General features: G+C 69.2%; 22 protein-coding genes. 5 read left to right on the forward strand and 17 right to left on the reverse strand.

Annotated features, from left to right (window positions below; translation table 11 throughout):
• Positions 1–194: 194 nt before the first annotated feature.
• Together ACN28I_RS08615 and ACN28I_RS08620 are read right to left on the reverse strand one after the other, a co-directional pair.
• On the reverse strand, positions 195–827 hold the full coding sequence (locus tag ACN28I_RS08615) for a hypothetical protein (RefSeq protein WP_420941602.1): 633 nt from the start codon (positions 825–827) through the stop codon (positions 195–197).
• Positions 828–896: 69 nt separating this feature from the next.
• Positions 897–1436 (reverse strand): AgmX/PglI C-terminal domain-containing protein, encoded by a 540-nt coding sequence (locus tag ACN28I_RS08620; protein ID WP_420941603.1) that lies wholly within the window; start codon positions 1434–1436, stop codon positions 897–899.
• A 488-nt stretch (positions 1437–1924) separates the two neighbouring features.
• On the opposite strand from ACN28I_RS08620, the gene ACN28I_RS08625 reads away from it, so the two are divergent.
• Positions 1925–2785 (forward strand): tRNA pseudouridine synthase A, encoded by an 861-nt coding sequence (locus ACN28I_RS08625; RefSeq protein WP_420941604.1) that lies wholly within the window; start codon positions 1925–1927, stop codon positions 2783–2785.
• Here the strand turns inward: ACN28I_RS08625 and ACN28I_RS08630 are convergent.
• From ACN28I_RS08630 to ACN28I_RS08665, 8 genes are all read right to left on the reverse strand, one after another.
• Positions 2782–2946, reverse strand: a complete 165-nt coding sequence (locus tag ACN28I_RS08630) for a ribbon-helix-helix domain-containing protein (RefSeq protein WP_073562486.1) — start codon at positions 2944–2946, stop codon at positions 2782–2784. The genes ACN28I_RS08625 and ACN28I_RS08630 overlap by 4 nt on opposite strands.
• A gap of 325 nt (positions 2947–3271) precedes the next feature.
• The gene (larE, locus tag ACN28I_RS08635; protein WP_420941605.1) at positions 3272–4153 is read right to left on the reverse strand and encodes an ATP-dependent sacrificial sulfur transferase LarE; all 882 of its coding nucleotides are present in this window, start codon (positions 4151–4153) and stop codon (positions 3272–3274) included.
• A 110-nt stretch (positions 4154–4263) separates the two neighbouring features.
• The gene (cysC, locus tag ACN28I_RS08640; RefSeq protein ID WP_420941606.1) at positions 4264–5058 is read right to left on the reverse strand and encodes an adenylyl-sulfate kinase; all 795 of its coding nucleotides are present in this window, start codon (positions 5056–5058) and stop codon (positions 4264–4266) included.
• A 162-nt stretch (positions 5059–5220) separates the two neighbouring features.
• Positions 5221–5709 carry a Mov34/MPN/PAD-1 family protein gene (locus ACN28I_RS08645; RefSeq protein WP_420941607.1) on the reverse strand — a complete coding sequence of 163 codons (489 nt, stop codon included), beginning with the start codon at positions 5707–5709 and terminating at the stop codon, positions 5221–5223.
• Between the two features lie 20 nt (positions 5710–5729).
• Positions 5730–6341: a ThiF family adenylyltransferase gene (locus ACN28I_RS08650; RefSeq protein ID WP_420941608.1), complete on the reverse strand. Its 612-nt coding sequence runs from the start codon at positions 6339–6341 to the stop codon at positions 5730–5732.
• Between the two features lie 4 nt (positions 6342–6345).
• On the reverse strand, positions 6346–6618 hold the full coding sequence (locus ACN28I_RS08655) for a ubiquitin-like small modifier protein 1 (RefSeq protein WP_420941609.1): 273 nt from the start codon (positions 6616–6618) through the stop codon (positions 6346–6348).
• A 3-nt stretch (positions 6619–6621) separates the two neighbouring features.
• The gene (locus ACN28I_RS08660) at positions 6622–6864 is read right to left on the reverse strand and encodes a sulfurtransferase TusA family protein (protein ID WP_043395479.1); all 243 of its coding nucleotides are present in this window, start codon (positions 6862–6864) and stop codon (positions 6622–6624) included.
• Entirely contained in the window at positions 6852–7577 is a 726-nt protein-coding gene (locus ACN28I_RS08665; protein WP_420941610.1) for a HesA/MoeB/ThiF family protein, read from the reverse strand. The genes ACN28I_RS08660 and ACN28I_RS08665 overlap by 13 nt, the downstream gene beginning before the upstream one ends.
• A gap of 133 nt (positions 7578–7710) precedes the next feature.
• Here ACN28I_RS08665 and ACN28I_RS08670 point away from each other — a divergent pair, with 133 nt between their 5' ends.
• The 3 genes from ACN28I_RS08670 to ACN28I_RS08680 all read left to right on the forward strand — a co-directional run bounded on the left by ACN28I_RS08670 (position 7711) and on the right by ACN28I_RS08680 (position 10203).
• Positions 7711–8103, forward strand: a complete 393-nt coding sequence (locus tag ACN28I_RS08670) for a hypothetical protein (protein ID WP_420941611.1) — start codon at positions 7711–7713, stop codon at positions 8101–8103.
• Between the two features lie 88 nt (positions 8104–8191).
• On the forward strand, positions 8192–9469 hold the full coding sequence (locus ACN28I_RS08675) for a sensor histidine kinase (protein WP_420941612.1): 1278 nt from the start codon (positions 8192–8194) through the stop codon (positions 9467–9469).
• Positions 9466–10203, forward strand: a complete 738-nt coding sequence (locus ACN28I_RS08680; RefSeq protein ID WP_420941613.1) for a response regulator — start codon at positions 9466–9468, stop codon at positions 10201–10203. Before ACN28I_RS08675 ends, ACN28I_RS08680 begins: the two co-directional genes overlap by 4 nt.
• A gap of 24 nt (positions 10204–10227) precedes the next feature.
• Here the strand turns inward: ACN28I_RS08680 and ACN28I_RS08685 are convergent, their stop codons facing one another.
• Both ACN28I_RS08685 and ACN28I_RS08690 read right to left on the reverse strand, forming a co-directional pair.
• On the reverse strand, positions 10228–11868 hold the full coding sequence (locus tag ACN28I_RS08685; protein WP_420941614.1) for a hypothetical protein: 1641 nt from the start codon (positions 11866–11868) through the stop codon (positions 10228–10230).
• A gap of 50 nt (positions 11869–11918) precedes the next feature.
• A complete protein-coding gene (locus ACN28I_RS08690; RefSeq protein WP_420941615.1) occupies positions 11919–13061 on the reverse strand; it encodes an AI-2E family transporter in 1143 nt (380 codons plus the stop codon).
• 116 nt (positions 13062–13177) lie between these two features.
• Between ACN28I_RS08690 and ACN28I_RS08695 the strand changes: the two genes are divergently transcribed.
• Complete coding sequence (locus ACN28I_RS08695; RefSeq protein WP_420941616.1) at positions 13178–13672, forward strand: hypothetical protein; 495 nt, start codon at positions 13178–13180, stop codon at positions 13670–13672.
• Positions 13673–13720: 48 nt separating this feature from the next.
• Here ACN28I_RS08695 and ACN28I_RS08700 read toward each other — a convergent pair whose 3' ends face one another.
• The 5 genes from ACN28I_RS08700 to ACN28I_RS08720 form a co-directional block, all read right to left on the reverse strand.
• On the reverse strand, positions 13721–13831 hold the full coding sequence (locus ACN28I_RS08700; protein ID WP_047858218.1) for a hypothetical protein: 111 nt from the start codon (positions 13829–13831) through the stop codon (positions 13721–13723).
• Positions 13832–13871: 40 nt separating this feature from the next.
• A complete protein-coding gene (locus ACN28I_RS08705) occupies positions 13872–15206 on the reverse strand; it encodes a P1 family peptidase (protein ID WP_420941617.1) in 1335 nt (444 codons plus the stop codon).
• A 32-nt stretch (positions 15207–15238) separates the two neighbouring features.
• Positions 15239–15904 (reverse strand): TetR/AcrR family transcriptional regulator, encoded by a 666-nt coding sequence (locus tag ACN28I_RS08710; RefSeq protein ID WP_420941618.1) that lies wholly within the window; start codon positions 15902–15904, stop codon positions 15239–15241.
• Between the two features lie 127 nt (positions 15905–16031).
• Positions 16032–16817 carry a hypothetical protein gene (locus ACN28I_RS08715; protein WP_420941619.1) on the reverse strand — a complete coding sequence of 262 codons (786 nt, stop codon included), beginning with the start codon at positions 16815–16817 and terminating at the stop codon, positions 16032–16034.
• Entirely contained in the window at positions 16814–17959 is a 1146-nt protein-coding gene (locus tag ACN28I_RS08720) for a hypothetical protein (RefSeq protein WP_420941620.1), read from the reverse strand. The genes ACN28I_RS08715 and ACN28I_RS08720 overlap by 4 nt, the downstream gene beginning before the upstream one ends.
• Positions 17960–18335: the final 376 nt, after the last annotated feature.

Here is an 18335-nt window from a genome sequence, read left to right on the forward strand (position 1 = left end):
AGTTCACCGACCCCGGTTCCCCGGAGCCTACCTAGCCGACACCCTCACCACACCCAAATTGCCTGGCTGCCCACGTCTCGAACAGCCGTCCGACAAAATATAGGCTCCGACTGAATCCGCAGGAAGCCCATCTCGGATGTGTCGACCGGCGGGCTGTGCACCGCCGGACGAGGTCAGCGTTGAGTAACACCCGTTCAGGCGTCATTCACGCCCGAAGCGAGCTCCTCCAGGTCCTCGGCCAGGGCGCCCGCCCGCTCGGCAATGGCATGGGGTACCCGGCGACACCCGGACACCTCGGCAGCCAGCTTCCGGGCCAACTGCGCCAGCTTCCTCACCTGGAGGCTCTCCGGGGGGGGCTCCGGCGGCGGCTTCGGGAAGCGCTCCGCGAACTCCTTCTTCAGTTCATTGGGCGGCTTCTCCGCGTTCCAGATACTGTCACGCAGTGAACGATACTCCTGCGGCGAGAGCTGGCCGCGCTCCTCCGCGTCCGCCAGGACCTCGATGACCTCGAAGGGGGGCGCCTTCTGGGGGAAGTCCGGCTGGGACACCTCCTCGGGGGCCTCGTGCTTGGCCAGGAAGCTGAACGAGCGCGTGAGCTTCAGCGCCGTCTGCTTCTTGATGTGCAGCTCCTTCAGGGCGTACGCCTCGAAGGAGTTGTAGCCCCAGGGCTCCCAGAGGTTCTCGTCCCGCACCTGCACCAGGAGCTTGCCCAGCTCGGCCCAGGTGGACTTGAAACGCTTGGCCGCCACCAGGACGGTGTGGCGGAAGGTGCCCGGGGGCACGGAGGCGGCCTTCTTCTCGATGTCGATTTCAGCAGCGGTCACCATGCCCCCCTGTATCGGGCAGGAAAACCGGGGGGGCAAAAAAGCGGCCCGCCGCCGCCTACATCTCCTGCTTCACCTCTTACCGATGGTGAACGCGAGGTTCACTGTCGCGCGCTCCCCCGTGTAGGGCTTGAAGGGCCACTTCTTCATCTCGCCCAGCAGGCAGTCGAAGAGCGGTCCCTTCTTCAGCTGCGGATGGTCCACCCAGAGCTGCGCCACCCGGCCGTCGTTGCCGATGGTGAACTCGAGCGGCACCTTGGCGGCGAAGCCCGGACGGCGCTCGGCCTCCGCCTTGAAGCACTTGTGCAGCGTGGCCTGGCTCTGCTTCACCACCCGGTTGATGGCCGCCTGGTCGTAGTTGACCTCCGTGGACATGCCATCCGCGTCGGTGATCACCTTGCCCGACGCCCGCCCGCCCGTGGGACGGCGATCCGGCTTCGCCACCGGCGCGGCCGAGGCCACCTTCTCCGGCTTGTCCGGCTTGTCCGGCACCGTCTCGGTGGGCTTGGGGGTGGGAGTCTTCTCCGGTGTGCGCTGCTTCGGCTCGCCCGGGTACTCGAACAGCTCCTCGGAACCGGAGCGCCTGGCCACGGTGATGACCGGCACGGACATCTCGATGGAGAAGCTCGTCGCGCTCGACGCCCGGCAGGTACACCGACGAGTAGCGGGCGATCTGCCACGCCCCCGCCCCCAGTCCGCCGAGCACCATCAGCGCCACGGCTCCCGCGAGCAGCGCCTGTCGCGTCCGCCGCGCGCGCAGCGCCCGGGCCTCGGCTTCCACCCGCTGCTTCGCCGCCGCCCTGGACACGTGCAGCCGGAAGGCTTCCAGCTCCTCGAGCTTGCGGAAACCGCTCGGGCCGGTGGAGGACACCTCCGTCTTCCCGGTCAGTACTCCCGCGTAGAGCTTCTCCACCAGTTGGTGGCCAGTCAGGGGACCGAGGACGAGGTCCCCCTGGCGGTAGAGCCAGTGGGAATCGAGTTGCTCCCTCTCGGGGTCATGGAGGTCTTGTGCAGCCGACATGGGCCGGGAAGTATCCCAGGCCGCACGGGCCATCACAACGCCCCTTCCACTTCCTTCCGCTCGCTCGCCCCTACCCTCCGTGAAAAGAACCCCCGCCGCCCTGTGGATCTGGTACCGCGGCACCCACTTCCGTGGTTACCAGCGTCAGCCGGAAGGCCCCACCGTCCAGGAGACCCTCGAGGCCTCGCTCCGCAAGGCCGGTGTCCCCTACACCGTCATGGCCGCCGGCCGCACCGACCGCGGCGTCCATGCCCGCATGCAGGTCGTCAGTGTCCGGCTGCCTCCCTGCTACACCTCGGAGATGCTCTCCGAGCGGCTCCCGCCCCACGTCCCGCCGGATCTCGGCCTGTGTGTCGCCCGGCGTCCGCCCGACGGCTTCCATGCCCAGTGGAGCGCCGCCGGCAAGGAGTACCGCTACCGCATCCAGCTCGGCGGCACCGTCTCCGAGGCGTGGCGGCCCTTCGTCATGGAGCCCTCCACCGAGCCCCGGTTGATGGAGGGCAGTGCGTTGAAGCCCGAGCGCGTCGCCGAGTTGCTCGGCGCCGCCGTGGGCTGCCGCGACTTCTACGCCTTCCACGAGCACTCCAGCCTGCGCAAGCCGCGCACCCTGGAGTCCTCCACCCTCCACGAGCTGGGCCATGGCCTCTTCGAGGTCCGGCTCCGGGGGGATGGTTTCGGGCGCTACCAGGTGCGCTACCTCGTGGGTTCGGCGCTGCTCACCGCCGCCGGCGTCCTCTCCGAGGAGCTCTACCGCTCCGCGCTGGACCGGGGCACCTCCATCCCCGGCCTCAAGGCTCCGGCTCAGGGACTCCTGCTCTGGGAGGTGCTCTACCCGTCCGCCGTGGATCCGTTCCCCGCCGAGGAGCGGGCCCGCGCCCCGGGTCTCCCCCTGGCGCCTCCCTTCTACCCGGCTGACTCGGACTCCGCGGCCGCCGCCTAGTCGACTAGGCGATCCTCGTACTTCGTCAGCAGATCCGAGATCGCCTCTCGCAGGTACTCGCTCTGGCGGATCCTCGTCGAGCGCGACAGCTCCTTGAGCGCATCGAGCTTCTCGCGGTTGAGACGGAACACCACCGAGGTGAGGCGAGGATTCATGTCCATGTGCGTTGTCTCCTACAGGTGCGCACAGAGTCCCACAGACGCATCGGATCGCAAGAAAATCCCCGCACCCGTCAGATCACCTGGTGATCACCTGGGATCAGAACCGGATCACAGGAGGGCCGCGCACGCAGCCGCTCTGCTCTACGTCCGATCCGCTCGCGGATCCAAAATCCCGGCGCCCGCACAGGGAGAATTCGGGGTGCGAGATACCCTCACCCCGACCCTCTCCCGGAGGGCGAGGGGGGAGGCTTCGCGGATCAGGAACGGATCAGACGGGGGATCAGGCTGGGATCAGCCGCGGATCAGCGCGGGATCACCTGTTGGATCAGCTCACCACCGGCAGGGGGTGGGCGTCCGCCGGCTTTTGAATCCCCGCCGCGTCGTTCATCCGCCCCGAACGGAACGGCTCGAGGTCCAACGCCACGAACTTGAAGCCCAGCGCCTTCAGCGCCTGGTCCACCTCGCGCCGCACCTCCGCCGACAGGAAGCGCTCGTACTCCTCCGCCGCCAGCTCGATGCGCGCGATCTCGTCGTGGTAGCGCACCCGGAACTGCCGGAAGCCCCTCTTGCGCAGCTCCGACTCCGCCCCGGCGATCTGGAACAGCCGCTCCCGCGTCACCGACGTGCCGTACGGAATCCGCGACGCCAGGCACGCCATCTGCGGCTTGTCCCACGTGGGCAGCCCCAGCGCGTGGCTCCACGCCCGGATCTCCTCCTTCGTCAGCCCCGCCTTCGCCAACGGCGACTGCACCGCGTGCTCCTTCGCCGCCTGGTGCCCCGGCCGATGATCCTTGAAATCGTCCGCGTTGAAGCCGTCCAGCACCACCTCCAGCCCCAGCTCCTTCCGCTTCGCCTCGCAGAGATCGTACAGCTCCGTCTTGCAGAAGTAGCAGCGGTTGGTCGGGTTGGCCGCGTAGCTCGGGTTGGCCAGCTCGTCGCTCGACACCACCATGTGCCGCGCGCCCAGCTTCGCCGCCAGCTCCCGCGCCTCCCGCTCCTCCTCCGGCGCCACCGAGGCCGACAACGCCGTCAGCGCCAGGGCCCGCTCGCCCAGCTCCTCCACCGCGATCTTCAGCACGAAGGTGGAGTCCACTCCTCCCGAGAACGCCACCAGCGCCGAGCCGTGCGCGCGCAACGCCGCACGCATCGCCTCCAGCTTGGGACGGGAGGAATCACACAGGGCCTGGATGCGCTCGGGGGTCAGCATGGGGGCACCTCTATAAACGAAGAACCCCCGGGTTGCCCGTGCAACCTGGGGGTCCTCGAGACGCTCGGGTCCACGCCCCTCCCTCGGCAGGAGGGGGATGGGCCGCCCGGCTAGCGGGCCTTGCGCTTCGGAGCAGCCGCCTTCTTGGCCGCCGGCTTCGCCACCCGCGCCGCCCGGGCCGCCGGACGCGCCTTGGCGCCCTTGCCCGCGCTCGCCGCCGCCTTGGCCGCCGGTGCCGCCTTGGCCGCCGGTGCCGCCTTGGCCGCCGGCGCCGCCTTGCCCGACTTCGGGGCCGACGACACGCGCGTCACCTCGGTCTTCGTCGGAGGCTGCGCCTTCATCTTCTTGCCCGTGATGATCTTCAGCTCCTCGACCGTCACGTACCCGAGATCCAACAGCGACTGGAAGATCTTCCCCGCGCCGTCCTCCACGCTCTCCACGTCCGAGTGGATCACCACCTCGGCCGAGGCCGGCGGCTCATACGGCTCGGTGATGCCGATGAAGTTGGGGATCTCCCCGCTCAGCGCCTTCTTGTAACGGCCCGTGCTGTCGCGCTCGATCAGCTTCTCGGTCGGGCAGTCCACGTACACTTCGATATAGCGGCCAATCGTCCTGCGGTTGTCCTCGCGCCCCGCCTTGTACGGGCTCACGCTGGGAACCAGCACCGCCACGTTGTTACGGGTGAGCAGCCCGGCCACATACCCCAGCCGGCGGACGATCGTGTTGCGCTCGTCCTTGCTGTCTCCCAATCCTTGCCAGAGATCGTCACGGAGCTCGTTCTCGTCGAGAATCTCCACGTTGCGATCCACCTGCCTGAGCCGGGCCGCGATGTAGGCAGCCATCGTACTCTTGCCGGTCCCGGACATGCCGGTCAGCCAAACGGTAAAACCAGTCGTCTGCGCCATAACGGGTCCCAAACTCCCTGCGACTCCAGGAGGTTACATCCGGCCCCCCAAGAGCTCGGCAGATCAAAAGTCCGGGGCGTTATAGACGAAGATCCCGGCGTTTGACAATTCGCACCCACCTTTCCGCAGGTAGGGGGGGCAACCGGCCAAGTGCCCGCCTTCTCAAGGGATTTCCAAGGGTTGAAGGGACTCAAAGTCAAGTAAAACCTGTTCCCCCTGGAAAAATCCGCACTCCCACCAGAAAATTTTCGCATCCCTGACACACCCCGAGTGGATAGCGATCACGAGGTAGGAAACGCCGGGAAGCAGCGGATGTCCGTCCGGGGCGGCCTGGCGCCGGTCTTCGTCGGAGAATTCCGCACCGCTGTCCACATGGGAGTGGAACACGCAGGCCACGTGCTCGCCCCGGGCCTCCACCTCCATCAGGACGCCGAGCCACTCGCGTGGATCAAAGGAGTAGGCTGTCCGGGAGGTGCGAGGAAAACGCACAGGCTCCCGGGCGTGGAGCTCGTCCTGGGCGTTGCGCAGGGGGCGGACCCGCCAGGGCCCGGACGCCCCCGCCCGCAGCAGCACCCCACAGCCCTCCCGGGGATAGGAGGACGCCAGGTGTCGGATGACGTCCGACAAGTCTTCCGGCAACGTGGGGCTCACCCTGGCTCCTGGGTTGTGGGTCAGCCACACCGGGCGCAGCGCCGCACCGGCAGGTCCGTCAGCACGCCCGGGGCTTCCCACCCGCACGCCCCCAGCGCCGGCTCCATCCCGAGCAGCAACCGCTGGAGGATCAGCGCCCCCAGCGCGCCCAGCCCCACCCCGAGTGCCCCCGAGGGCGGAGCCCCCAGCGCAGCCGTGGTGGCCTCGAAGCACCCGGCACACCCCGCGGCGCCCCGGAAGACGGCCACGCCCCGCGTCCCGTCGCCGCCCAGCGCCACCCAGGGGCCCTCGCCATCCCAGAGCGCGGGCAGCTCCGCCAGCCGCCCGGCCCCGCGCATGGGCAGGGCGTCCGCGTTGACGTCCGGCAGCACCCGCGCGAGCACCTCCGCGCCCGGCCGGCCCACCTCCTCCGCCTGGACGAGGAAGCCCTCGGCACCGGAGGACAGCGGCTCGGGGCCCGCCTCCACCGCCGTGCCCCCGGCCGCCACGTACGCCGCGGCCGTCAGCCCCGCCGTCCCCGCCGCCTTCAGCCGCACCCCTCCGGCCAGCAGCTTCTCCTGCCCGCGCCCACCCACCTCACGCAGGAGGATCTGCCTCGAGTAGCGGAGGATCTGCTCCTCGCGCAGCGCCATCGCCCTACCCTCCCGCGATCGCCGGGATGAGGGTGATGCGGTCCCCCTCCGCCACCGGCGTGGACAGCTCCTGCAGGAAGCGGATGTCCTCGTCGTTGAGGAACACGTTGACGTAGCGCCGCACCGCGCCCTTGTCGTCGAACACGCGCGCGCCGATTCCCGGGTGCGCCTTCTCCAGGTTGTTCAACACCTCGCCCACCGTCGCGCCCGTGACGCGCACCTCGCCCTTGTTGCCCGTCAGGCTCCGCATGGTGGTGGGAATGCGAATCGTGGCCATCGCTCAAACTCCTCCCTGCTTGCGCAGCAGCAACCGGTGGGTTCCATCGCCCCGGGGCTCCAGCACGAGCACCTCGTGGCCCTCCTCGCGCGCATTGCGCGGGACGTTCTTCAACGGCTCGTCCCCTCGCAACACCACTTCCAGCACCGCGCCGTCGTCGAGCGCCTCCAGCGCGAGCTTGGTGCGCACGTAGGTCATGGGACAGACCTCGCGGGTGATGTCCAGCGTCCGGGTCACCTCGTGCATCGGGCGAGCTCCTCGGTGAAGACGGGCGGGCGCGGGCGGGAACAGCCCTCACAATCGGGAGCGCGGCGCACGCGCACCTGGCGGCCCCGCAGCGTGGCGCCATCGAGCACGTGCAGGGTGGCCGAGCCCTCCTCCGCCGGGGCCGCGCCCGTCAGCCGCTCCAGAATCAACAGGGCCTGCAGCGCGCCCACCAGCCCCGCCATCGAGCCGAGCACCCCCGCCTGGGCGCACGTGGGCACCGCGTCCGGCGAGGGCGGCTCCTCGTAGAGGCAGCGCAGGCACGGCCCGCCGGGCTCCACGCGCATCGCCTGCCCCTGCATCCGCAGCACCCCGCCGTAGACGAGCGGCACGCCCGCCGCCACCGCCACATCCGACAGGAAGAGCTTGGTGGACGTCCCGTCGGTGGCATCCACCACCGCGTCATGGGCCCGGAACAGGGAGGCGGCGTTGCGATCGTCCACCCGCTCGGTGAGCGTCTCCACGCGCAGGGCCGGGAAGGCCCGCTTCAGCCCCTCCGCCGCCGACTCCACCTTGGGCCGGCCCACGTCCGGGGTGCGGTGCCAGAGCTGCCGGTGGAGGTTCGTCACGTCCACCCGGTCCGGGTCCACCAGGGTCAGGTGCCCCACGCCCGCGCGCGCGAGCGCCAGCGAGGCCGGACAGCCCAATCCGCCCGCGCCCACCACCAGCACCCGTGCCGAGGCCACTCGTTCCACGCGCGCGACCCTCGCCGAGCCTCCGTCCGCCGTCAACTCCGCCCCGCGAAAAGCCTCCCGCCCCTCACCCGAACGAATATCTTCCCGCCCCGCTTCGTCGCACCCCTACCCCGCCTTCCCGTCTAGAGGATCCATGAGACACGCGCTCGCCCTCCTCGCCGTCGCCCTGCTCGCCACCGGCTGCCCCAAGAAGACCGGGGAGAACCAGCCCGCCGACAACCCCGCCGTCAACGATGCAGGACAGAATGCCGGGCAGACCGGCTCGACCGGGGCCCCCCTCACCGCCCCCACCGACGCGGGCGGCCCCACGGGCCAGGGCGGCGATCAGGCCGCGGTCGAGGCCTGCGTGGACCGCTGGCTCCAGGAGCACAAGCTGGACCGCTACGGCAACGCCGAGGGCACCATGTACGCGGGCGGCACCCCTCTCTTCAACGAGGCCACCGGCGAGAGCCGGGACCGCCTCGAGTTCGTCTTCGAGCGCCAGCCCGAGGCTCGCAAGGCCTGCGCCCCCCAGAAGGCGCAGTAGTCCCCGCCGCCTCCCGGAACCAGGGAGGCAGGCGTCCGGAGTGGTGGTATTCCCGAAAGCCCGGCAGGTCCCTTAAGCTGCCGGCCCGATGGAACCCGCCCTGGCGCTCGAAGACGACAATCCCGACTCGCACCGCCGTGCTCGCGTGCGCGCGGTGCTCGAGCGGCGCAAGCTCACCAACAGCATCTCCGCCGAGCAGGCCGCGGCCTCCTGGGAGCAGGAGCGCTTCGTCGCCCGGGCCCGCGCCCTCTTCTACGCGCGCCTCATGTTCCTCACCCTGGGCCTGGCCATCCTCGCCGTGCCCGCCTGGTCCTCCTACTTCGACTTCAGCACCTTCGCCTTCGCCGGCTACTTCGCGATGCTCCTCTACAGCGTCGCGAACTTCATGGTCATCGACCACCCCACGGCTGGCCGCTGGGTGACGTACATCACCCTGTGCCTCGACCTGATCATCGTGGTGGTGCTCATCTCCAAGCCCCAGGTCGGCGGCGGTCTGCAGAGCCCGCTGCTCGGCACGCAGCTGCTCTTCACCACCCTCTTCGCCATCCTCTTCCCCAAGCCGCTGGCGATCCTCCCCTCCATGCTGGCGCTGCCCATCACCGCCCGGCTGGATCTGCTGCTCAACCGCGAGGTCACCGCCGTCGAGGTCCTCACCATCTTCTGGTACGCGGCGCTCAACTTCACCATCGTCTACGTGCTCGTGTACCTCAGCGAGCGCGAGGCCGCCGCCCACCGCGAGGTGGTGCAGCTCCAGGGCGATCTCAAGGAGCTGGCCGTGCTGGAGGAGCGCAGCCGCCTGGCCCGGGAGATCCACGACGGCCTGGGCGCCTCGCTCTCCTCGATGATCATCCAGTCCGAGTTCATCCTCGGCATGGCGAAGGACGACTCGCTGCGCTCCGAAATCCAGGAGCTCAAGGCCACCGCCGAGGAGTCCATCGAGGAGCTGCGCCGCAACCTGCAGATGATGCGCGAGGACTTCGAGCTCACCCAGGGGCTCGAGGACTACGTGAAGACGTTCGGCGACCGCACCCAGGTGGACCTGCGCTTCGAGCGCACCGGCCTGCCGCGCAAGCTGACCCCGGATGCCCAGCTCGCCCTCTTCCGCATCCTCCAGGAGTGCCTCTCCAATGCCGTCAAGCACGCCCAGCCCAGGCAGGTGCAGGTGAAGCTCGACTACGACCTGGACCGCGTGCACCTCTTCGTCCGCGACGACGGCAAGGGCTTCGATCCCAAGCAGACGCCTCGCGGCCACTACGGCCTGCTCAACATGCGCGAGCGGGCCATGAAGCTCGGCGGTACCCTCATCGTAGACTCGGCGCCGGGTAACGGCACTCGCGTATCCTTCTCCCTCCCCTCCAGCCCATGACCGAAGCGATCGCGCCCTCCCCCATCCGCGTCTTCGTCGTCGAGGATCAGACGAAGATCCTCAAGAACCAGCTCCGCCTGCTCGAGAGCAACCAGGACATCACCATCGTCGGCACCGCGCTGTCCGGAGAGGCGGCGCTCGAGGAGGTACCCCGGGTGAACCCGGACGTCCTCTTGCTGGACCTGGGCCTGCCGCGCATGAGCGGCATCGACGTCACCCGCGAGGTCAAGGCGCGGTGGCCCCAGGTGGAGATCCTCATCTTCACCATCTTCGACGAGGAGGACAAAGTCCTCGACGCGGTGAAGGCCGGGGCCTCGGGCTACCTGCTCAAGGGCACGCCCGCGGACAAGATCATCGAGGCCATCAAGGAAGTGCGCGCCGGCGGCACCGTCATCCAGCCCAGCCTGGCGCGCCGGCTGCTGCGCCACTTCCGCGTGGAGCCGGACGCGGGCCCCGTGCCCACCGAGCCCGTGGCCGCGCCGCCCGCACTCAAGAGTCCCGAGCCCGCTCACGCCGGGGCCAGCGAGCCGCTCCTCAAGCCGCTGTCCAACCGCGAGACGGAGCTGCTCCAGCTCATCGCCAAGGGCGTGTCCAACAGCGAGGCGGCCCGGCTGCTCAACCTCTCCAAGGCCACCATCCGCACCCACCTCGAGCACATCTACCACAAGCTCGAGGTCACCAACCGCGTGGAGGCCGTCACCGAGGGCATCCGCAAGGGCCTCATCTCGGTGTGACGGACCGGGGCCTTCCCCGGAGTCTCACCAGGAGGCGGTGAGGCCCGCGACGATGCTCGAGTAGGACTCCTCGGCCACGCCGCTCTCCGTCCAGCCGCGCCGGGTGCCCTGCCCGGTGAAACGGTCCTTGTAGGACTCCAGCCGGAAGCGCGCGGAGTAGCCGAGCGGGCCCCAGAGGTCTCCCGCCACGCCCAGCTCCGCGGCCCAGCCCAGGCTCGACACGGCCGTGCCGTAGTCGCGCACCTCGGCCACCCGCGTGCCATCCTCGTCCCCCCAGGGCGACTGCCCCGGGTTGGGCCGCAAGAAGAGCTGGCCCGCGCCCTCGAGGCGCACCGCGCGCATCAACGGCACCGACACGTCCAGCCCCACCGCCGGGTAGAAGCGGTGCACCACCGGCAGCGGGACGTCCGTCCGCTCGCCCACGTCGAACTCCCGGCCGAGCGCTCCCAGCCGCAAACCGGCGTGACCCCACAGCGGCGTCCCCACCATCCCCAGATCGAAGAAGTAGCGGTAGGCGAGCATGGCCCCATAGGCCGTGTCCGTCGCGTACACCTCGCGCTCGGGCGTCTCGCCCACGGGCGACGACACCTGCACCGTCGTCCGCGCGAAGCCGCGCTGGTAGCCCAGCGTGAGCCCCACCCCGCGCAGCAGCGTCGGCCAGTGCGACAGGGGGAACACCTCCGCCTCCACGGCGAGGCCCGCGTACGGCGCATTCGAGCTGAAGTCCGAGATGTCCCCCACCTGCTGCTCCGGAAGCTGGGCGTCGTACTGGCTGCACGACTCCACGCCCGGCCGCGCGCAGTAGCGCCGCCACGTCACCGCCGCCCCGAGCAACACCTTCAGCCGCGGAGGCCTCCCGCCCACGTCCGGCGTGACGCCCCCCTCCTCGGGGAAACCTCCGCCACTGCCCTCGAGCTCCATGAGGTACGTGTGCGACGCCTCGTCCAGCGCCTCCCACGCGGGAACGGGCTTCGCCTCCGGAACGAGCACCGGCTTCGGAGCAGCCGGCGGCGTGGCCTCGGCCCTCGGAGCGGAGGCGGTCCCCTGCGCGGGCGGCGGCTCGGGCTGCACCGGACGGACCGGCTCCACCGCCTCCGGCTCTCCCGTGCCCACCGCATGAGACTCGGACGCGGGCGGCGCCACCGCGGGCGCCGGTGAGGGCGCGGGAGCGGACCCGGCCACGGACTCCGTCGCCTCGGGCGCGTTCGCCGCCGTCAGCGCGTCGATCACCGCCTGGGTGAACTTCCGGGCCTCGAACTTCGGCAGCAGCCCGCGCTGCAGCACGAACTCCCCGGTCCACAGCTCCTCGCCGTCCTGGTCGAGCAGCCGGGCATTGAAGGTGCTGTAGGTCCGCCCCGCCGAGCCCGTGAGCACGGCGTCCACCTCGAGCGTCGGTGCCAGGCGCGCCACCACCCGGCGCTCCACGGAGGCGGGGCCTCGCAGCCGCTGCTTCGCGGCCGCCATGGCCCAGGCCGAGGGCGGCAGCACCTTCACCTTGCGCGTCTTGCGCAACAACCCCGTCACCTGGGCACGCAGCTTGTGGTTCTTGTCTCCTTCAATCGCGGAGACGGCCACGCGCTCCGCGCGCGCGGCCTGCGAGGTGAGCATCAGGGCCAGGGCGAGCACCACGCCCCAGCGAGACAACCAGCGTCCAGAGACCATCATGGATGGCCGGCAGACTCACCCGGCGCGCGGGCCCTTGTCCAGGCGGAGCGTCAGACCTCGGCGACCGTTGGTCCAGGAGCGATCACTGGCTGCGGCATGGCCACCGGCTGGGACACGGGCGCGGGCGCGGCCACCGCGGGCAGCACGGCCGGCTGGATGCCCAGGAAGTCACGCCGGTAGATGCGCACCATGGCCATGAAGAGCGAGGCGATGAGCGGCCCCACCAGCAGCCCCATCATCCCGAACACCGCCAGGCCACCGAACATGGAGAGGAAGACGAGCAGCGGGTGGAGCGCCATGCGCGAGCCGCACAGCTTCGGCCGGATGACATTGTCGATGCTGCCCACCACGAAGGCGCCCCAGGCCAGCAGGAACACCCCCTCGTTCACCTTGCCCGCCAGCAGCAGCACCATGCCGATGGGGCCCCAGACGAGCGCCGTGCCACCCACCGGCACCAGCGACACCAGCACCATGGCCGCGCCCCACACCCCCGCGTGCGGCACCTTCGCCAGCATCAGCCCCACCATCCCCATCGCCCCCTGCACGAAGGCGGTGATGGTGTTGCCGTAGACGATGGCGTGCGCCACGTCGGTGAACTCCTGCGCGAACGCCTGGATGTAGCGCTTGTCCAGGGGCACGAGCTGCGTGGACTCGGCCCACAGGCGGCGGCCGTCCAGGAAGAAGTAGTACATGGCGACCGCCATCAGGAACATGTCGATGATCAGCGCCGTGCCAGCCCCCAGCAGATCCTTCACCACCGAGGCGCCGTTGGTCATCGCCCCCAGCAGCGCCTCCTCCGTCTGCGAGCCATGCAGGTTGGCCGGCACGAAGCGCCGCAGCCCCCTCGGCAGGCTCGCGGCGAGCTGCTGCTGCTCCATCCGGTCCAACAGCACCTGCGAATGCTCCAGCAGCCCCAGCACCTCGCGCGCCACCAGCCAGCCCACCGCCGCCAGCGGCACCAGGATGAGCATGAAGACGGCCAGCGTGGACAGTCCGGCGCACAGCGAGGGACAAGCCCTCAGCCGGGTCCGGAACAGGACATCCTGAAGGGGCCGGAACAGCACCACCAGGAAGCCTCCCAACAGCACCGGCATCAGGAAAGGAAGCAGGATTCTCGAGAAGAGAATCAGCGCCAGGGCGAAGAGCCCGGCGAAGATAAGATTGGACCACCGTTTCGTGTCGAGCCCAGTCACGCCCACCCCTCCACCCCACCACCCTCAACAACGGCACCCCGCCCAGGACGCGACAGAACGTAGGAACTTCGCTTCCCTGCGGGAAGCCTGGGCGTCCTGCACGAGGTAGATGATCCATGACTTCTGGACGCTTCGGATTCCTCACCTTCCCCCTCACGTTGGCCGGAATGCTGCTGATCGCCTCCGGGTGCGGGGGTTCCTCGCAGGGCTGCACCCACTGCCCCCCCATGGAGGGCACCTACGGTCTGGCCCTGGAGCCGGGGACGACTCCCTCCTCCTGCGAGGGCGTGACGGTGGCGTTGCCCCAGGGCCCTCTGGAGGTGAACCGCCAGGGCAGTGAGCTCGACGCGACCCTGGACGGCATGACGCTGCGCGGCACGCTCTTCCAGACCTATGACTTCAGCCTGGTGGGCAACAGCCTGGGGCAGCCAACGGATGGGGGGACCGGCGGGCCCGACTCGACCATCCTCTCCGGACGCTACATCCCGGCGATCGGGGACGGCGGCGTGCCCAGACTGGTGGGAGACTGGCAGGGGAACTTCTCGAGCACCACGGCCGGGGGGGCCCGGCGATGCTCGGTGACCCGCTCCTTCACGGCGGCCCGCCAGTAGGCAGGCGAGCGTGCTCGCGCGGAGCGGGTCCGAGGCAACCGAGCGAGATTACTTCTTCTCGCCCTCGGCCGCCTTGGCCGCCTTGCGCTTGAACTGACGCTTCCACTTCTGCTTGATCTTGTTCTGAACGCGGCGGTGCTTGCTCTTGCTGCGGGCCATGTAGGCGTCTCCTGAGAGAGGTAGGACAGACGAGGGGCGCCTAACTACCAGAAGATCCGCCGGATGAGGAGTCCTCGATATCGTCCGGTGCCGGCCGGGTGGGATACGGGATGCCTTCCGCCCCCCGGACCTCGGTGGGGAGGGCCGCTCCGGCCGTCACCTCGCCCTCCTTGTCCACGTCCGCCGGCTTCTCCCGGCCCACGGGGGCGCTCGTCTGCTGGGGGCGCTTCTTCACCGAGGCGAAGATGGGCCGGCAGGCCTGCACGAAGCGCCGCACCTCGTCCAGCGGCAGCGCCGGGACGTAGTTGTCGTTCACCCCCTTCATGGAGGTGGCCATGCACATGGAGTTGAGGATGGCCTCCTCGGTGGCCTCCATGACGGCCTCGTAGAGGGGATCCAGGCGCTGATCCAGGAGGATCTTCAGCTTGTAGACCATCTTCTGGGTGCGCCGGGGGATGATGTTGGCGGTGGAGAAGCCCACGACGATCTCCCCCGAGCCGTGCGCCGCGTAGCTGCCCACCCGGCCGATGCCCAGCGACACGCGCTTGCACAGGCGGTTGATCTGATGGCTGAGCAGGGGGGCGTCGGTGGCCACCACGGCGATGATGGAGCCGTACGTCTGCCCGCGGCGGGGCGTGCCCTTGAGCTTCTCGGCGAGCACCTCGCCCACGGGCAGGCCGCCCACGCGCAGGTTGTGCATCTTGCCGAAGTTGCTCATCACCAGGACGCCCAGGGTGTAGCCGCCGAGGGCCTCGGGGAGCTTGCGCGAGGAGGTGCCGATGCCGCCCTTGAAGTCGCACGTCACCATGCCGGTGCCGCCGCCCACGTTGCCCTCGGGGACGGGACCCTCCGAGGCGTTGCGGATGGCCTCGAAGACGTGCTCGGCGCGCACGTGCCGGCCGGAGATGTCGTTGAGATAGCTGTCGTCGCACTCGCCGACGATGGGGATGATGACGTCGTGCTCGTCGCCGATGCCGGGGTACTGCTCCACCATGTGGCGGGCCAGGGCGTCGGACGCCGCGCCCACGGACATGGTGTTGGTGAGGAGCATGGGCGTCTCCACCAGGCCCCACTCCATGAGCTGGGTCATGCCCGCCACCTCGCCCGCCCCGTTGAGGACGAAGCCGCCCCCGTTCATCCGCTCCATGAAGATGTTGCCGCGGTTGGGGAGGATGGCGGTGACACCGGTGCGCACGGGGCCATGGCCCGGCCGCAGCGGCCCCTCGCCCCGGATGATGGTGCTGTGCCCGACGAGCACGCCCTCCACGTCGGTGATGGCGTTGTGCCGGCCCGTCTTGAACCGGCCCAGGGGAATGCCCAGCTCCCGGGCTCGGACGCGCTTCTCGGTGGGCTCGCTCTCGGGTGGGTTGGCCATGGGGCGCCAACCTAGCCGAGGCGCTCTCCCGGTCAATTGCTCGTTGCGCGCGTCAGCCCGCGCAGCAACAGACGCGTCTGCTCCAGGGCCAGGGCCTCGGCCTGTTGAACGGTGATGACGCCCGAGAACTCCAGCTTCCGGTCCACCAGCAGCGAGCCCAGCCCGTGCACCAGGGACCAGCACGTCAGCGCCAACATGAGCGGCTCGCCCTCGTGGAACACGCCCGCCCGCTGGCCCTGGGTGATGGAGTCCACCAGCAGACCGAACGCATCCGTGTCCCCGCCCGGCGGGCCCATCTTGGGCGGCTGGGTGAAGTGTGGCCCGAACATCACCCGGAAGTGCGCGGGGTGCTCCATGGCGAAGAGGACATAGGCCACGCCACAGGCCACCAGACGGCCCTCGGGTGACGTCTCCCCGGCCATGCGCTCCTTCATCCGGGCCGTCATGACGCGGAAGCCCTCCTGGGCCACGGCCACCAGCAGCGCCTCCTTGTCCGCGAAATGACGGTAGGGCGCCGCGTGCGTCACCCCGGCCCGCCGGGCCACCTCCCGGAGCGTCAGCGCCCCAAAACCTTCCTCGGAGATGAGGGTCAGCGAGGCATCCAACAGCGCCCGGCGCAGATCTCCATGGTGGTACTGGGGTTTGTCCGCCGTCTTCTTCCGGGTGCCGCGCATGGCCATGCCGCCCTCCTCGCTCAACGGGCCTCCACGCGCAAGATGTAACCACCGCCTACTTCAGACGGTACGGGGATCTCCCCAGGCTCCATCCAGCTCACTCCGCCCGGCCGGGTGTCCGGCGCCTGGGCGAGGCCGCCCGGCCCCCCTGTCATTCATTCCGGAACCACTCCGCTGGAATACCTAAAGCCGCGAGAATCCGCTCGGGCGAGCGCTCGCCCTTGATTTCGCTGACGACCGGCAGACGCGGAAACTCATCAGGCGGCTGCGCGAACTCTTCGATGCCCTCCCCCCCTCGCCTCACGGTAACAAAGAACTCGTCCAGGTTCGGCGAGGCAATCACCGCAAACACGGTCGCGTGGGGAATCCGTTCCGACACAGTGATGTCGGCGAACCCTATGTCGCCAGTTCCGCTGGCAATGAGGAGCCCTCTCGGCGTGTCCTCAAGGCGATAGCGCCCCGGAGTGAGTGGCTCGCCAGCATCTTCCTCCAGAGCCCTAATCGCTTCTTGGGCCCGGACTCCTTCCACCAATGAGACAGCCTGCAGTGGTTTCCTCGCGGACGAGTCCGAAGACGCCTCGCTGCCTGGCAGCGGACAACCGAGAGACTTCGCCAATCCGTCTGGGCTCACCTCCAAGACCTCAAGCGCACCGTTTCGCCACGACATGACGGTCCAGGGGTCGTTGGCGCGCTCAATCGAGTACACCGGCTCATCACCTTCGAGCGATAGTTCCTCGGCGAGTTGCATCTCTGCGCCCACGTCGCTGGGGTCCGTGCCCACGATGGCGTGGTAATGTCCACTGCCCGGGATGACCTCGAAGGGCTGCTCTTTCCCGAGTTCTTGATCCAAATCCGACATCACGATGGAGCGGGCACGGCTCTCCAGCCGTGCAGGCGCACCTGGAGCCAGAACCGCCCAGAGAGGCCACCGGTTCATGGCGCTCCTCCGGACAAGTCCTCGGGCAGCTTGAATGCGGCGCGCAACTGCTTCGTCTGCTCCAGTATTTGGGCTTCCTCTACTTCAATGACCTGTGTGCCCCGCGCGTTTCTGCGTAGGAATCTCTCCAGCTTCTCCTTGGTGGGCCCACTCAGCTTGTCTGTAATGACGAGGAACGGCTTCCCTCGGGGCGCCTTCGCCGCATCGGCGAGTTGTTCGAGCAGGTGCTGCAGTTGGTCTGCTAGTGCAGCCTGCTGTTCGCTGATCGGTTGCGCGCCTTGCTTGACATCCCATGCATTGAGCGCCATGCGCCACCTGTCTTTATTCCAGCCCTTTGCTTCCACTCCATGTTGAAGCCGCAAGCCAAGCATCGCCGTTATCTCATTGTCGATGACGTGCCCCCCTTCCAACGGCACCTGTCGCCCCGTGAGCCGGAAGCCCGGGAAGAGCTTCTGAGCATTGCGCTCTGTCAGCATCTCCATCGCGATGCCTCGGAGTTGCTCACGTGCCCGCCGTTGCACCACTACGTTCCACGGTTCCGCTGCCGCCTTCTGGAACAGTTTCCAAGCCGTCTTCTCGTTCCTGGCCATGAAGTTGAGGTAATCCATGGTCAGCCCTGTGGAACGCAACCAGCCCAGGTCCACGCGGCCTTTGACTGCTTTGCTCGCTAACTCAACGACAGCTTCGGCATCCAGTTCCGGGTGACTGACGAGCCACTCGGCTTCCTTCATGAAGGCGAGCGGATCCTTCAGGCTCGGTGCTCCAGCGCGGTGCAGCAATCCCGGCAATGTCGCTTTCGCTGCACCGCGCGCGGAGGAGCGCAGCGATTCCACGGCGGCGAGGTAGGCTTGGGCCTTGTCGGCCGGCAGCGCCGCCGCACGCCGTGCCACCGCACCGTAGGCGAGCGCCATCTCCTGGCTCTCCGCCGCCAAGAGCTTCAACGCCTCCAGCGTCTTCTCGGCCTCCTGGGTGGCAATCCCCGCACCGCGAATGCCGCCGAGGGCGCGCGCAGCGGCCATCTCCCCGCGGATGGCGAAGAAGGCCTGCTTGAAGGCCTCGGCGCCGCCAGGAAGGGAAAACCGCAGCCCGTCCGGTGTCGCAACGGCCTTGCCCTCGGCGAGCATCCGCTCCAGCGTTTTCACCAGCGCCTGGACGGACTCCACCGACTCGCGCAGTCCGGACGAGGCCCCGGCCCCCGCCGCGCTCAACGTAGCCCGTCTTGAAGCGCCTGGAGCGCAGGGCGACGGCCTTGCGCAGGGGCTCGGCGGCTTCGCCGAGAGAGAGCCAGTCCTCGTCCCGCCAGGGGCCGAGCGCCTGGAGGTAGCGGTCGAAGTAGCTCTGCCCGGCCCCGTCCGGAATGTCCGAGCGCTGGGCCCAGCGCAGGCCGCGTTCCACCAGCGCGGCGGCCTCGGCCCTGTCCAGGGAGGCCGTCGAGAGCTGGGAGCGGCTCCAGGCGACATCCGCCTCCAACTGCGCTTCCAAGGCACTGCGCAGGGTGGCGAGCACCTGTGGCACGAG

Source organism: Archangium gephyra (assembly GCF_049060025.1).
In the GTDB taxonomy this organism is placed as follows: domain Bacteria; phylum Myxococcota; class Myxococcia; order Myxococcales; family Myxococcaceae; genus Archangium; species Archangium gephyra_A.

Coding starts and splice junctions, on each gene's coding strand:
- ACN28I_RS08675 (WP_420941612.1), top strand. CDS start 8,192: ATGGAACCCGCCCTGGCGCTCGAAGACGACAATCCCGACTCGCACCGC.
- ACN28I_RS08695 (WP_420941616.1), top strand. CDS start 13,178: ATGACTTCTGGACGCTTCGGATTCCTCACCTTCCCCCTCACGTTGGCC.
- ACN28I_RS08700 (WP_047858218.1), bottom strand. CDS start 13,831: ATGGCCCGCAGCAAGAGCAAGCACCGCCGCGTTCAGAACAAGATCAAG.
- ACN28I_RS08630 (WP_073562486.1), bottom strand. CDS start 2,946: ATGGACATGAATCCTCGCCTCACCTCGGTGGTGTTCCGTCTCAACCGC.
- ACN28I_RS08715 (WP_420941619.1), bottom strand. CDS start 16,817: ATGAACCGGTGGCCTCTCTGGGCGGTTCTGGCTCCAGGTGCGCCTGCA.
- larE (WP_420941605.1), bottom strand. CDS start 4,153: ATGCTGACCCCCGAGCGCATCCAGGCCCTGTGTGATTCCTCCCGTCCC.
- ACN28I_RS08705 (WP_420941617.1), bottom strand. CDS start 15,206: ATGGCCAACCCACCCGAGAGCGAGCCCACCGAGAAGCGCGTCCGAGCC.
- ACN28I_RS08685 (WP_420941614.1), bottom strand. CDS start 11,868: ATGATGGTCTCTGGACGCTGGTTGTCTCGCTGGGGCGTGGTGCTCGCC.
- ACN28I_RS08655 (WP_420941609.1), bottom strand. CDS start 6,618: ATGGCCACGATTCGCATTCCCACCACCATGCGGAGCCTGACGGGCAAC.
- ACN28I_RS08680 (WP_420941613.1), top strand. CDS start 9,466: ATGACCGAAGCGATCGCGCCCTCCCCCATCCGCGTCTTCGTCGTCGAG.
- ACN28I_RS08650 (WP_420941608.1), bottom strand. CDS start 6,341: ATGGCGCTGCGCGAGGAGCAGATCCTCCGCTACTCGAGGCAGATCCTC.
- ACN28I_RS08670 (WP_420941611.1), top strand. CDS start 7,711: ATGAGACACGCGCTCGCCCTCCTCGCCGTCGCCCTGCTCGCCACCGGC.
- ACN28I_RS08620 (WP_420941603.1), bottom strand. CDS start 1,436: ATGTCCGTGCCGGTCATCACCGTGGCCAGGCGCTCCGGTTCCGAGGAG.
- ACN28I_RS08615 (WP_420941602.1), bottom strand. CDS start 827: ATGGTGACCGCTGCTGAAATCGACATCGAGAAGAAGGCCGCCTCCGTG.
- ACN28I_RS08660 (WP_043395479.1), bottom strand. CDS start 6,864: ATGCACGAGGTGACCCGGACGCTGGACATCACCCGCGAGGTCTGTCCC.
- cysC (WP_420941606.1), bottom strand. CDS start 5,058: ATGGCGCAGACGACTGGTTTTACCGTTTGGCTGACCGGCATGTCCGGG.